Source organism: Thalassospira sp., from assembly GCF_030690045.1.
Classification (GTDB): Bacteria; Pseudomonadota; Alphaproteobacteria; order Rhodospirillales; family Thalassospiraceae; genus Thalassospira.
On sequence record NZ_JAUYHK010000020.1, the window covers coordinates 139,812 to 152,462 of the forward strand.

The window sequence follows — 12,651 nt, forward strand, 5'->3', positions numbered from 1 at the left end:
TTCGTTGATATTTTCAAAAATATCAGAATATATCTTTTGGTATCAAAAACGATAAAGAAATGATGGGAGGAAATGTGAAAATCGTATTCCATGGCGCAAACGCCTCGACTTTTTATCCTGGCTTTGCCGGGCTGCTTGACGGGCAGCATGAACTTGTTTTGTTGCCGGACAATCTTGAAAGCGATGCTGACCGGATTGCCTATGGCATGGCGGATGTCATTATCGGGGTAAAGTTTGATGCCAATTGCCCTGAACCCCAAAATCTGAAGCTTTATCAGGTGCCGGGTGCCGGGTATGACGGTATTGAACTGTCCCGGTTGCCGACAAATGCGTTTTTTTGCAATTGCTTTGGCCATGAAATCGCGATTGCCGAATATGTGATGTCGGCTTTGCTTTCGCGACATGTTCCGCTTGCCGATGCTGACGCGCGTTTGCGCAAAGGCGACTGGAAATATTGGGCGGGTGGTCCTTCGGGGTTGAGGACGGAACTTGGTGACACAGTGATCGGTATTCTTGGCTATGGCCATATTGGCAAGGCGGTTGCGCGACGGGCAAAAGCGTTTGGAATGCAGGTCCATGTTACCAATCGTTCCCGCGTTGAGGATCCCGGTCTGATTGACGTATTCTGGTCGCTGGAACGGTTCAGGGATATGCTGCCACAGGTGGATGTGGTGGTGAACACGCTGCCGCTTGCGGCGACGACGACCGGTCTTGTTGACGACACGGCTTTTGCAAGCCTGAAACAGGATGCGGTATTTGTGAATGTGGGACGTGGCGGGGTTGTCGATGAGGCCGCGTTATATGATGCGTTAAGCAATCACAGGATTGCGCATGCGTTCATTGATACCTGGTACCGTTATCCCGATAAGGAAAACCCGGCACCTCTGCCTGCGGCAAAGCCGTTCCATCAGCTTGCCAATATTACAATGACGCCGCACATGTCCGGCTGGACACACGGCACCATCAAACGGCGTCGAAAAGCCATGGCGGATAACGTCAATCTGATCAGCCAGGGACGCGATCCGCTGAATGGCATTTCCAGATAGAGTTTGTGTTTTCTGGATATGGGCTCCCACCGACCGGATGCGCCAAGCGTCCGGTCGAAGCCGGGGCAGAGGCCGCCCCTCTACCCTGGTATTTCTTTTTGTCAATTATCTGTTGCCGGGGCGCGGGCAAGCCATAGCCGAAGTTCTTTTTCCGCTGCTTCCAATCCCTCGCGGTTGATGATTTTTCGGGCGATGGCGCTGGAGACGGCGCGCGCACGTTTGTTCAACTGGATGCCGAGATCATTTTGATCGAGTGCCTCGACGTCAAGTTTGTCATACAAGGATAACAACCGGTTCTGAACGGTGCGCAGCGAAAGTTTGCGCCGTGTTGCGATGGCTTTGTCGGGAAGACCCAGCGCAACATCAAGCAGGATGATGTATTCAAACTCGGTCAGGGCACTGCGGGATCGCATTTGTTGATTTTGTATCTGGTGCACTTCACGATCAACGACGATCTGCGCTTCGACCAGAACGGCGCGCAGGGCCAGGCGCATTTTTTCTGCTGTCGCTGTTTTCAACACATAACCATATGCTGCCTGATGGGGAACGATATGGGTAATGCCCCGCAAATAGGCTTCGTCGGAATAATTCGACCAGAAAAGAATGCGGGTTTCGGGCCGTTCGGCCCAGATCGTTCTGGCCGCCTCGATGCCGTTATGTTCCTTCATGCGCAAATCCATCACAATGGCGGGGATTTTGTGGCGTTGTGCCAGCGTTTCCCCTTCCTTGCCATCGCGGGCAATCAGGATTTCCTCAAATTCGGGCAAGGCACTTTCGACGATTTCCTTTAGAAAATCGGCGTGCATTTTGTCGTCTTCAACCAGCAAAATTTTCATGGCCGATCCCTTCGCTTTTTCTGGCGGTTTCCGGCAGTCTTATTGTGATCCGCGTTCCTTTTCGGGTGGTGATATCGTATTTTGCCCCGATAAGTTGCGCGCGGGTTTTCATATGGGCCAGACCACTGCGCGGTTTGGGATCGCGTAACCGGAACCGGCCATCGTCGGAAATCCGGATCGTCAGATATTCTGCGGCATCATGGCATACCATGACGGAAATCTGTGCTGCGCCCGAATGCAGGACGGCGTTGTTGATGGCCTCCTGGCAGATACGAAAAATGGCAATACGGGTCGTTTCGGGCAAGGTATCAACGGCGCCGCCAGTGTGGTCTTCGACGTTGAACTGCATCTTGCTTTCGCTGCTGACGGCGCGTTCCAGATGGGTGAGAACCGCGTGGTGAAAGCCGAAAAGCTCAAGGATTGAAGGAATGGAGGTGTCAATAATATCGCGTAAATCCTGTATCATGTTCTGGATCTGCTGTTGCAGGCGATGATGTTGCACTTCTGTCAGGCCGGGGCGGATATCGCGGGCGATACGGGTCAGATCAGCCAGGGTCTGGTCATGCAAATCCATTCCGATCCGTTGCCGTTCGGTTTCCAGTGCATCTGTCAGGCTGAGTGCGCCAAGACGTAATCCTTCTTCGCGGGCAAGAATTTCGGCGCGAAAGATGGCTTCTTTGTTCGCCTTTTCGTTGGCGCGCAGGGCATAGAAATACGGGGCCAGCATATCGGCCAGAATGCGGACCTGTTCGACATGGCTTTCGTTATAGAAATTTTCCTTTTTCGACGAGCAATTCAAGGATCCGATCCCTTCGCCCAGGACTTTCATCGCAACATTGACGCGACTGCGAAATTCATGATGGAGGATTGGGGCGCTTACGGCACCGGGGAATATATACCGTGGATCCTTCAGGGCATTCCCGGTAAGCAGATATTCCGTTTTCCCCAACAGAATGTCCCTGACAGGGGAATTATGTACGAGTGAGCGCGAGGTGCTCCAGCTTGTCTGGAGGCCGACTTCGTAGGACGTGTTCCATTTCTTGTCTGTGTCTGTCAGGCAGACATCCAGATGATCGAATTCGATAATCTTGTCGATTTCCGCCTTTACGGAACGCAAGGCAGAATGGATATCAAGATTGCCTGCAAGCAGATTGGAAATGCGCAGGTAATGAGCAAGATCCGACATGAATGTTTCCTCCCGCACATATCATATGGCGACAGGTCTGGGCTGTCTTGCGGGAACCCGCAATGTGGATGTGTGATCCCGCAATATTGATGCGGCGAGTGCTCTTTACGGTTTTATTGCTGTGGCCCAAAATCGCGTTCCTAAAAAACAAGACAATCCTGTCGCCGTTCAAAGGTGACAAAATTGAAACAAAACAAGACGTGGCACTGTCGCGTCAGGGAGGAAAAATGAAACTCAAAACCATGCTTCTCGGCATGATTGCCGGGACTGCTTTTGTGGCGTCGGGTCATGCCATGGCCGATACTTCGGACAAACGCATTGCCCTTTCAAACAATTATGCGGGAAATTCATGGCGTCAGGCCATGCTCGAAAGTTGGGAAAAGGTTACGTCCGAGGCGGTCAGCAATGGCACTGTTGCCGCCGCTGATGCCTTTACCACGTCAGAAAATCAGGCGACCGAGCAGGCCGCGCAAATTCAGAATATGATTTTGCAGGGCTATGATGCCATTGTTGTGAATGCGGCATCCCCGACGGCCATTAACGGCGCGGTCAAGGAAGCCTGCGATGCCGGTATTATCGTGGTTTCCTTTGACGGCATTGTCACCGAGCCATGCGCATGGCGGATTGCGGTTGATTTCAGACAAATGGGCCGCGATCAGGTCAAATATCTGGAAAATCGCCATCCGGATGGCGGAAATCTTCTTGAAATACGGGGGCTTGCCGGTGTTTTTGTCGATGATGAAATCAGTGCCGGAATCCATGAAGAAGTCGCCCGGACCAACTTCAAGATCGTTGGGTCCGTGCACGGTGACTGGGCACAGGATGTCGCCCAGAAAGCGGTTGCCGGTATTTTGCCAAGCCTTCCCGATATTACGGCTGTCGTAACCCAGGGGGGCGATGGTTATGGTGCGGCGCAGGCTATTCATGCGGCAAACCGCCCGACCCCGACGATCATTATGGGCAACCGTCAGGACGAACTGCAATGGTGGTCTGAACAAAAAGCGGCAAACGGATATGAAACCACCTCTTTGTCGATTGCACCGGGGGTCAGCACGCTGGCTTTCTGGGTTGCCCAGCAGATCCTTGATGGCAGTGATGTTGCCAAAGATCTGACGGTCCCGTTCCTGCGTGTTGATCAGGATACTCTTGAGGAAATCCTTGCCCAAACGCCCGCAGGCTCGGTCGCCAATCAGGAATATTCTTTGGACGATGCGAAAAATCTGATCAAATCGACGAATTAGGGCGATAGGATCATGGGTGTAAACCGCAAATTGATCGGCACCGGGGAGGTGCCGATCATTACTTTGACGGATATCGGGGTTTCATTCGGAACGGTAAAGGCCCTGACCGGCATTGAACTGAAAATCATGCCGGGCGAGTGTGTCGGCGTGGTTGGTCATAACGGTGCCGGTAAATCCACTTTGGTCAATGTGATCAATGGCCGTTTGTCTCCAACCGGAGGAGATGTCAGTTACAACGGGGAAGTGAGCAAGGCAGATTTCCGCAATGCCCAACGGGCGAGAAATGCCGGAATACGCAGTGTGTTTCAGGAATTATCGCTTTGTCCCAACCTGACGGTTCTGGAAAATCTGCGTATTCCGTACCGGAAAATGCCGCTTCGCAACTGGCGGGGCAAGGCTGCGTTGGCCGTGCGCAAATCCCTGGATGCCATTTTTCCCGGTAACAGGATCGACCCTTATCGCGTGGTTGACGATCTTCCGATTGCCGAACGTCAAATGGTCGAAATTGCCATCGCATTTTCCCGGCGCGATATGGATGCCCGGCTGGTGATCCTTGATGAACCGACATCGTCGCTTGACGGGGCGATTGCAGATCAATTGCTTGGCTATATTCGGCGGTTTTGTGCCGAAGGCGGTTCAATTATCTTTGTTTCCCATATGCTTGGTGAAATTTTTGATGTGGCGACCCGTATCGTTGTGATGAAAGACGGGCGCATTATTGCCAATGATGATGCCCGGAATTTTACCCGCGCCAGTCTTGTGACAGCCATGGGGCAAGTTGTGCCGGATGCCGCAGAAGTGACGGAAGCCAAGAAAAAACAGGTGTTTGGCGCTGAAGTCATCAGGATGGAAAACGGCCTGAATGCGCGCAAAGGCGAAATCGTCGGTTTGGCCGGATTGGCCGGGCATGGACAGGCCGAGGCACTGGCACGTTGTTTTCTTGAGCAGTCCCCCGATTGGCGGGCATCACGTGCGCCTGCGGTGGTTTTTGTCGCCGGCGACCGGAGCCGGGATGGTGTGATGCCTCTCTGGTCGATCATGCGCAATCTTACCTTGCAAACACTTGTGGAGTTCAGCCGCAATTTTCTGGTTGATCGAAAGGCAGAGGGCAGGCTGGCGAAGGAATGGCACCGTAAAATCGGGATAAAAACCGACAATCTTGAAAACCCCATTCTGTCTCTTTCCGGGGGCAATCAGCAAAAAGTCCTGTTCGCACGGGCATTGGCATCATCGGCCCCGATTGTGGTGATGGATGACCCGATGCGCGGGGTGGATGTCGGCACCAAAAAGGAAGTTTACCGCATGATCCGCGACGAAGCCGAAAAAGGGCGAACCTTTCTTTGGTATTCAACTGAAACCGATGAAATTCTGGAATGCGACCGCGTTTTTGTTTTCCGGGACGGTAAAATTTCAGCCGAGCTGAATGGTGACGAGATTACAGAAGAAAACATGCTGCGTGCCTCTTTTGAAATGCAGGAGACGAGCCAATGAACCGGGATCATGTGCGCATTTTACTGCCTGTCATGTCGCTGGTGATCCTGCTGGGGGCCGTTTTTTATATGCAACCGCGCGCCATGAGCTATTTCGGGCTTAATCTTTTGTTTAATCTGGCTGTGCCGGTCGCATTGGCAACGATTGCCCAGATGATGATCCTGATGGTCAATGACATTGATTTGTCGATCGGTGCCTTTGTCAGTTTCTGTGCCTGTGTGACAGCAACGTTTGTCCAAAGTGATCCCGTTGTCGGATACGCAATCCTGTTGGCAGCCATCCTTCTTTATGCCGCCATGGGGGCCGTCATCCATGCCCGCGGCTTGCCTGCGATTGTCGTGACACTTGGCATGTCTTTTTTCTGGGCGGGCATGGCTATTTTGATCCTGCCATCGCCAGGCGGTGCTGCGCCGGGATGGCTGCGGGTGATGATGACGGCCAAAACGCCTTTTTTACCTGTGGCGATTATTGCGCCCATCATAATTGCGCTGACCATGCATTATTTCGTTAAACGGTCTGCTTTGGGGGTGTTGTTGCGCGGTGTTGGCGGCAATGAACAGGCGATGGAACGATCCGGGTGGTCGGTTATGGTGCTCAAGGCGATTGCCTATGGTATTGCCGGGCTGTTTTGTGTGCTGGCCGGGATGGCACTTGTGGGTTTGACGACATCTGCGGACGCCAATATTGCGTTGCGTTATACGTTGTTGTCGATTGCCGGTGTGATTCTGGGGGGCGGTGAATTCACCGGTGGGCGGGTATCCCCTATCGGAGCGGTCATTGGGGCGCTGACCCTGACACTGGCGGCCAGTTTTCTGTCCTTTCTGCATCTTTCACCTGACTGGCAGATCGGTGCGCAAGGTGCGATCCTGATACTTGTTCTGGCGGTGCGCCTTGTCTTTACCCGGCGGGAGGCACTGGTATGAACATGTTGACCAGAAACAACCGTCTGCAAATAGCAAAACGGGGATTTAAAGACCTGGTTGGTGCGATGTTGCGCAAGCCATGGATATGGGCCTATCTGGCCGCGGGGATAACCTATCTTGCAACGCTTCTGGTTGTTTCGATTGGGGGTGGGGCCTGGGCATTGCTTTATGCAGCACTGACCTTTGCATCCTTTGCCGTTATTGTCGGGGTGGGGCAGATGTTTGTCATCACTCTGGGCCCGGGCAATGTGGACCTTTCCATTCCTGCGACCATGACCCTTGCCGGAACCCTTGCCCTGAAATTCATGGAAACGGACGGGGCGTTGGTCTTGCCGGGGCTTTTGATCGCGCTTGGGGTTGGGCTGGCATGTGGGCTGTTTAATTTTTCGCTGATCCTGTTGCTGCGGATTCCGCCGATCATTGCAACCTTGTCGTCGTCTTTCCTGTTTCAGTCGCTGGCGATTTGGTCAAATCGGGGATTACGTATCAAGCCCCCGCAAATTCTGGCCGATTTTACGACCGGAGGCACGTTTGGCATACCCAATGCTGCGCTGGTCGCGCTTCTGGTTTCCATCCTGGCATGGTTCGTTCTGGAAAAAGCGATTGTCGGGCGCTGGATATCGGCAGCCGGGCAGAACAGTCGTGCCGCCCGGCTGGGGGGTGTTCCGGTGAATGCCGTGCGTTTCGGGGTATATCTGAGTTGTGCGGTTCTGGCCGGTTTTACAGGCTTTATGCTGGCGAATTTTTCGGGAGGCGCAAACCTTAATATGGGGGCGGAATATATGCTGATGTCGATTGCCGTGGTGGTGATTGGCGGTTCGTCGATTGCCGGGGGAAATTCCAATGTTCCCGGTATTTGGGCGGCAGCACTTTTTATGTTCCTGATTGTATCGATGCTTAATTCTTATGGTTTTGGTGCCGGAGTCCGGTTGATTTTGACCGGGATGATTATTGTGTCCGTGGTGGCGCTGGCCAGCAAAAGGGGACACAAAATATGAAAGGTCCATACGAAATTATCGATGCCCGTTTTCGCGATCTTGTGCTGTCCAATGTCAGTTTGCGTCGTATTTCTGCCGGACATCTCTGGACGGAGGGACCCGTCTGGTTTCCAGCGCATCAATGCCTGTTGTTTTCCGATATTCCCAATCAGAAAATCTATCGCTGGATGAGTGATGGAACGGTCAATGTATTTCGGGAAAATTCAAATTTTTCCAATGGAAACACCCGGGACCGCGAAGGCCGGCTGATCAGTTGCCAGCACGGGACGCGGTCAGTTACCCGGACCGAACATAACGGTATGATCACCACACTGGCAGACCGGTTCGACGGAAAACGCCTGAATTCACCCAATGATGTGGTGGTCAAATCCGATGGCACCATCTGGTTTACCGACCCGACATACGGCATTTTATCCGATTATGAGGGATACAAGGCGACGTCGGAACAACCCCATCGAAATGTTTTTCGCCTTGATCCGGAAACCGGGCGGATTGTTTCTGTTGCACGGGATTTTATCCAGCCGAACGGCCTGGCCTTTTCACGTGATGAAACATTGCTTTATGTTGCAGAATCCGGGCGCAGCCATGATGACAATGTGCCTGCCGTTATTCGGGTTTACAATGTTTCTGCGGATAATTTTCTTGATAACGGCCGTGACTTTGCCTCCCTTGATCAGGGGATTCCGGACGGGTTTCGGGTAGATTGCCACGGCAATATCTGGACCTCGGCCGCAGACGGTGTGCATTGTTTCGATCGCAACGGAGTCTTGCTTGGCAAGATTTTGGTCCCCGAAACCGTATCCAACCTGACATTTGGCGGGGTGCGCGGCAATGAATTGCTGATTACAGCGACCACAAGTGTTTATGCCATTCATGTCAATAGCGGGGCGGTGACACCTTGAGATGCGGCTTGCCGCGAGCCGGTGATCCTTCTGGTCAAGACATCAATGACGAAGGAGACATAAACGAACCCCGTCCATGTGGCTACATAGGTGGAATCCGAGACCCGGAAGCGGGTGCCGCGACGGTCGATGTGTATTGATGGTATGATATCAGTGGGGTGGACTTGCCCCCCAAAGATGATTACGGCATCAAAAAGCTGAGCAGGGTTCTGTCGGGTTCGGGGGTGCGGCGGCTTTCGGCGGCAAGATCGATGGTGAAGGGGGCATAGGCAATCATGTCGCCGGAGGTGCCATTGCGCCGGGTCAGGGCGACCAGCATTTCGGGCGGGGTGCCCATCCACATGCCCTTGCTGTTTTCCTTGGCAAAGGCCTGATCGGCGAGATAAACCGGGCAGGACGGATTGCCATCGCAACTGTTCATATCCACCATTGCCCATCCGGCGCGCAGGATCAGACGGTTCAGATCGGTCTGGCCGATCCTGCATTCGGTCAGCATCGGGAACAGTTGGGTATCGGAAACCTGCTGGCAGGCAATCGCGTAATTTTCAATGATGCGGTCCAGGGCCTGGGTGGCGGCGACATCGCATTGATAGCTGACATTGCCTGCCCGGCAGATCATGCCGGGTTGCGGGGCGCGAATGCCAAACAATTCGACAATCATCGACCCGAATTGCAACCGGTCCCCCTGAACGACTTGCGGAAAACCCGCCGCCCCCGGTGCGGCAAGGGCCGGAACGGCTGGAAGGGCAAAGCCAGTGGCAAGGATCAGGGCGGCAAGCAATTTTTTCATCGTCGGTTATCCCGGTAAAAGAGGGTATCGGGATAAAAGCAAATGCGGTGCCAGTTTGTGCAAGGGTACGGGCCAAAATGCAAATGCGCCCGGTTTGGGGCGCATTATGCAGATGTTTCAGGATGTTGCCCTAAAGGGCGGAATTGGGCCGGGTGGTTTTTAACCATGTGACATGGCCCATCTTGCGGCCCGGCTTGGCTTCATCCTTGCCATACAGATGCAGTTTGGCATCCGGGTCGGACAAAATTGCCTGCCATGCGTCGATATCGTCGCCCAGAAGGTTTTTCATCTCGGCCTCGGAATGGTGGGCCGGATCGCCCAGCGGCAGGCCGCAGACCGCCCGGATGAATTGTTCAAACTGGCTGGTAACACAGGCATCAATCGTCCAGTGCCCGGAATTATGCGGGCGCGGGGCAACTTCATTGACCAGAATGGCCCCGTCGCGGGTCACAAACATCTCGACCGCCAGCAAGCCGACAAATTCCATTTTTTCGGCCAGAAGGCAGGCAATATGTTCGGCCTGTTGCCGCAGGGCCGGGCGGATCGGGGCGGGGGCAATGGTGACATCGAGAATGTGATTGGCATGGCGGTTTTCCACCGCACAGAAACAGGCAGTCTTGCCATCAATGCCACGGGCGACAATGACCGAAATTTCACGTTCGAACGTCACAAATCCTTCGAGGATGGCTTCGGCACCGTTCATATCGGTCCAGGCGCTGGCAAGGTCGGTGTCGTCGGTGATTTTGACCTGCCCCTTGCCGTCATACCCCAGTTCGGTGGTTTTCAGAACGGATGGACGGCCCAGACGTGCCACGGCATTTGTCAGGTCGTCAAACGAACGGACGGCGGCAAAGGGGGCGGTGGCAATGCCATGATCGTTGCAAAAGGTTTTTTCGCGCAGGCGGTTTTGCGAAATATGCAAACATTGCCAGCCTGGCCGCACCGGCACCAGCCCGGCCAGCAATTTCACGCTGTCATGAGGCACATTTTCAAATTCAAAGGTCACAACATCGACATTTGCGGCAAAGGTGCGCAGGGCATCGTGATCGTCATAGGCGGCGACGGTGGCCTGGGCGCAAACCTGTTGGGTCGGGCTGTTATGGCCGGGGCCAAAAACATGCACGCGGTATCCCAGTTCGGCGGCGGCAAGGGCGGCCATGCGGCCCAGTTGGCCGTTGCCAATCATGCCGATGGTGCCGCCCGGTGCGATGATGCGGCTGTTGAAATCCTGGGTCATGTCGGTCGTCCTTCGCCGGGCGGGTCAAACCGCCCCAGATTTTACGAAAACAGGGTCATCCGGGCAAAGCAATTTTCGGGCCGGAACAGGAACGGAAGGTCAGACGTGGGCAGGGTCAACCGGTTCCTGGGCGACGGCGTCGCTTTGCCGGGTGCGCCAATCCTCAAGGCGGGTGGCCAGCGCATCATCCATCAGTGCCATGATCCCGGCGGCCAGCAAGCCGGCATTTTTTGCCCCGGCCGCCCCGATTGCCAATGTGCCGACCGGAACGCCGCCCGGCATCTGGACGATCGACAGCAAACTGTCCATGCCCTTTAGCGCCCGGCTTTCGACCGGAACGCCCAGAACCGGCAGCGGCGTCATGCTTGCGGCCATGCCGGGCAAATGGGCCGCGCCGCCTGCGCCGGCGATAATGACCTTCAGCCCGCGATCCTTTGCCGTTTTGGCATAGTCATATAAACGGTCCGGGGTGCGATGCGCCGAGACAATCCGCGTTTCATAGGCAACGCCCAGCGTATCAAGAATTTCGGCGGCATTGCGCATGGTTTCCCAGTCAGACTGGCTGCCCATAATGATACCGATGACCGGGCGGGTGGCGCTCATGATTGCGGCTCCGTAAATCGCAGGGGTTATAACATCAAAGCCCGGCATTATAGGGGGGTGTTTGCCTCATGCAAGCGGAACGCCATCGCAGGGCAGGCCGACCCGGCAAATTGCGGTGGGTTTTTGCCCTGTGGTTGGGGTGTTCTACGGCTTTTGGCGGAATTTCACACAAAAATCGCGTAAAGGTTGATGAAAAACCGTGTTGCTGTGAAATTAAATCTCCCATTCTGCTTAGGCTATGGTATAGTTTTTCCATACCGCAAGTTGCGGTGATTTTAACTCCGACGCAGGTAGCGCGAGAGACATTGACATGAAAGTCACACAAACCGGATCGTCCGCAATGACGTCTGGCGCGGGTTCCGAAAGCAGAAACCCCGCCGGGCAAAGTGCGGCTTATGCTTATGGTAAGCTGGCCGGACGTGGCAATGGTCGGCAATCGCGTGATCAGTCTGCATCAGAACAGGGTTCAAATGCCGGCAATATAGCCCCGGGTGATGCCGGGGGGCAGGGCGGGTTAAGCGCGCATGTGGTGGATGCCGCAAATCTTTATGGCATTCCCGGCGATGAAATTACCCCTTCGGTTGAATTTGCGGTTTCGCGCCTGATGGGCACCATTGAAACCCTGAAAGGGGAGCTGGAACGGGTCCACCGCCATCAGCAAGACTTGATGCGCGCCGCCAGTCACGATGCCCTGACCGGTTTGCTGGGCCGCAAGGCGTTTTTGCAAATCCTTGAGAACGAATTATCGTCGCCGCATCTGCAATACGCGGTGCGGTCCCTGATGTTTTGTGAAATTTCCCGGATGGAAGCCCTGACCCAGCGGCATGGCCATGTCTGTCGCGACGCGGTGCTGACGCTGTTTTCAAATGTCATTGCCGGGTTTGTGCAGCCGCCCCATCAACTGGGTTATCTGGGGTGCAACCATTTTGCCGCCTTGCTGATCAATGTTGATGAACAGGGCGGTTGGAAACGGGCCGAAGCCATTACAAGCAGTCTGCGCGATGCGGCCTTTGACTGGCGCGGTCATACGGTGACCTGTCAACCGGCCTTTGGGGTTTATCAGCTTCGCCCTGGCGATACAGTCAATCAGGCCCTTGCCGCGACAGACGGGGTGTTGCGATCCTGCCGGGAAATGGATGGCGCACGATTGATGGCGTCAACGCCCTTGCCGCAAGGGCGCGTTGTCAGGCGATGATATCGGGCAAAATCTGCGACTCGAGATATAAAATCTCGTCCTTGAGGGCGAGTTTGCGCTTTTTCAGGCGGACCATACGCAACTGGTCATGATGCGGGCCATCTGCCATCTGGCCGATGGCAACATCCAGATCGCGGTGTTCCTCGCGAAGCCACAGGAGTCTCTTTTCAATCTCGATCTGATTGATTTCGTCCATTTTTGAT

13 protein-coding genes are annotated in these 12,651 nt (G+C 54.5%); 7 read left to right on the forward strand and 6 right to left on the reverse strand.

Annotated features, from left to right (window positions below):
- Nucleotides 1–74 precede the first annotated feature (74 nt).
- On the forward strand, nt 75–1,046 hold the full coding sequence (locus Q8O73_RS17200; RefSeq protein WP_305559427.1) for a 2-hydroxyacid dehydrogenase: 972 nt from the start codon (nt 75–77) through the stop codon (nt 1,044–1,046).
- 101 nt (nt 1,047–1,147) lie between these two features.
- Here Q8O73_RS17200 and Q8O73_RS17205 read toward each other — a convergent pair whose 3' ends face one another.
- Both Q8O73_RS17205 and Q8O73_RS17210 read right to left on the reverse strand, forming a co-directional pair.
- Nucleotides 1,148–1,882, reverse strand: a complete 735-nt coding sequence (locus Q8O73_RS17205) for a response regulator transcription factor (protein WP_305559428.1) — start codon at nt 1,880–1,882, stop codon at nt 1,148–1,150.
- On the reverse strand, nt 1,863–3,068 hold the full coding sequence (locus Q8O73_RS17210; protein ID WP_305559429.1) for a sensor histidine kinase: 1,206 nt from the start codon (nt 3,066–3,068) through the stop codon (nt 1,863–1,865). Before Q8O73_RS17210 ends, Q8O73_RS17205 begins: the two co-directional genes overlap by 20 nt.
- Nucleotides 3,069–3,295: 227 nt before the next feature.
- Between Q8O73_RS17210 and Q8O73_RS17215 the strand changes: the two genes are divergently transcribed.
- The 5 genes from Q8O73_RS17215 to Q8O73_RS17235 are packed head-to-tail and all read left to right on the forward strand — an operon-like array spanning nt 3,296 to nt 8,623.
- Complete coding sequence (locus tag Q8O73_RS17215; RefSeq protein ID WP_305559430.1) at nt 3,296–4,309, forward strand: ABC transporter substrate-binding protein; 1,014 nt, start codon at nt 3,296–3,298, stop codon at nt 4,307–4,309.
- A gap of 12 nt (nt 4,310–4,321) precedes the next feature.
- On the forward strand, nt 4,322–5,800 hold the full coding sequence (locus tag Q8O73_RS17220; protein ID WP_305559431.1) for a sugar ABC transporter ATP-binding protein: 1,479 nt from the start codon (nt 4,322–4,324) through the stop codon (nt 5,798–5,800).
- Nucleotides 5,797–6,723 (forward strand): ABC transporter permease, encoded by a 927-nt coding sequence (locus Q8O73_RS17225; RefSeq protein WP_305559432.1) that lies wholly within the window; start codon nt 5,797–5,799, stop codon nt 6,721–6,723. Before Q8O73_RS17220 ends, Q8O73_RS17225 begins: the two co-directional genes overlap by 4 nt.
- Nucleotides 6,720–7,721 (forward strand): ABC transporter permease, encoded by a 1,002-nt coding sequence (locus tag Q8O73_RS17230; protein WP_305559433.1) that lies wholly within the window; start codon nt 6,720–6,722, stop codon nt 7,719–7,721. Before Q8O73_RS17225 ends, Q8O73_RS17230 begins: the two co-directional genes overlap by 4 nt.
- Entirely contained in the window at nt 7,718–8,623 is a 906-nt protein-coding gene (locus Q8O73_RS17235) for an SMP-30/gluconolactonase/LRE family protein (protein ID WP_305559434.1), read from the forward strand. The genes Q8O73_RS17230 and Q8O73_RS17235 overlap by 4 nt, the downstream gene beginning before the upstream one ends.
- Nucleotides 8,624–8,804: 181 nt before the next feature.
- On the opposite strand, the gene Q8O73_RS17240 is transcribed toward Q8O73_RS17235, so the two are convergent.
- The 3 genes from Q8O73_RS17240 to purE form a co-directional block, all read right to left on the reverse strand.
- Nucleotides 8,805–9,413, reverse strand: coding sequence for a thermonuclease family protein (locus Q8O73_RS17240; RefSeq protein ID WP_305559435.1), 609 nt, complete (start codon nt 9,411–9,413; stop codon nt 8,805–8,807).
- Between the two features lie 130 nt (nt 9,414–9,543).
- Nucleotides 9,544–10,650, reverse strand: a complete 1,107-nt coding sequence (locus Q8O73_RS17245) for a 5-(carboxyamino)imidazole ribonucleotide synthase (protein WP_305559436.1) — start codon at nt 10,648–10,650, stop codon at nt 9,544–9,546.
- Between the two features lie 99 nt (nt 10,651–10,749).
- A complete protein-coding gene (purE, locus tag Q8O73_RS17250) occupies nt 10,750–11,253 on the reverse strand; it encodes a 5-(carboxyamino)imidazole ribonucleotide mutase (protein WP_305559437.1) in 504 nt (167 codons plus the stop codon).
- A 310-nt stretch (nt 11,254–11,563) separates the two neighbouring features.
- Between purE and Q8O73_RS17255 the strand changes: the two genes are divergently transcribed.
- On the forward strand, nt 11,564–12,448 hold the full coding sequence (locus tag Q8O73_RS17255; RefSeq protein ID WP_305559438.1) for a GGDEF domain-containing protein: 885 nt from the start codon (nt 11,564–11,566) through the stop codon (nt 12,446–12,448).
- Here the strand turns inward: Q8O73_RS17255 and Q8O73_RS17260 are convergent.
- On the reverse strand, nt 12,438–12,644 hold the full coding sequence (locus Q8O73_RS17260; protein WP_305559439.1) for a YdcH family protein: 207 nt from the start codon (nt 12,642–12,644) through the stop codon (nt 12,438–12,440). The genes Q8O73_RS17255 and Q8O73_RS17260 overlap by 11 nt on opposite strands.
- Nucleotides 12,645–12,651: the final 7 nt, after the last annotated feature.

What these genes read in the sequence shown, in the direction of transcription:
- Q8O73_RS17205 (WP_305559428.1), bottom strand. Translation starts at nt 1,882, where the DNA reads ATGAAAATTTTGCTGGTTGAAGACGACAAAATGCACGCCGATTTTCTA.
- Q8O73_RS17210 (WP_305559429.1), bottom strand. Translation starts at nt 3,068, where the DNA reads ATGTCGGATCTTGCTCATTACCTGCGCATTTCCAATCTGCTTGCAGGC.
- Q8O73_RS17215 (WP_305559430.1), top strand. Translation starts at nt 3,296, where the DNA reads ATGAAACTCAAAACCATGCTTCTCGGCATGATTGCCGGGACTGCTTTT.
- Q8O73_RS17220 (WP_305559431.1), top strand. Translation starts at nt 4,322, where the DNA reads ATGGGTGTAAACCGCAAATTGATCGGCACCGGGGAGGTGCCGATCATT.
- Q8O73_RS17225 (WP_305559432.1), top strand. Translation starts at nt 5,797, where the DNA reads ATGAACCGGGATCATGTGCGCATTTTACTGCCTGTCATGTCGCTGGTG.
- Q8O73_RS17230 (WP_305559433.1), top strand. Translation starts at nt 6,720, where the DNA reads ATGAACATGTTGACCAGAAACAACCGTCTGCAAATAGCAAAACGGGGA.
- Q8O73_RS17235 (WP_305559434.1), top strand. Translation starts at nt 7,718, where the DNA reads ATGAAAGGTCCATACGAAATTATCGATGCCCGTTTTCGCGATCTTGTG.
- Q8O73_RS17240 (WP_305559435.1), bottom strand. Translation starts at nt 9,413, where the DNA reads ATGAAAAAATTGCTTGCCGCCCTGATCCTTGCCACTGGCTTTGCCCTT.
- Q8O73_RS17245 (WP_305559436.1), bottom strand. Translation starts at nt 10,650, where the DNA reads ATGACCCAGGATTTCAACAGCCGCATCATCGCACCGGGCGGCACCATC.
- purE (WP_305559437.1), bottom strand. Translation starts at nt 11,253, where the DNA reads ATGAGCGCCACCCGCCCGGTCATCGGTATCATTATGGGCAGCCAGTCT.
- Q8O73_RS17255 (WP_305559438.1), top strand. Translation starts at nt 11,564, where the DNA reads ATGAAAGTCACACAAACCGGATCGTCCGCAATGACGTCTGGCGCGGGT.
- Q8O73_RS17260 (WP_305559439.1), bottom strand. Translation starts at nt 12,644, where the DNA reads ATGGACGAAATCAATCAGATCGAGATTGAAAAGAGACTCCTGTGGCTT.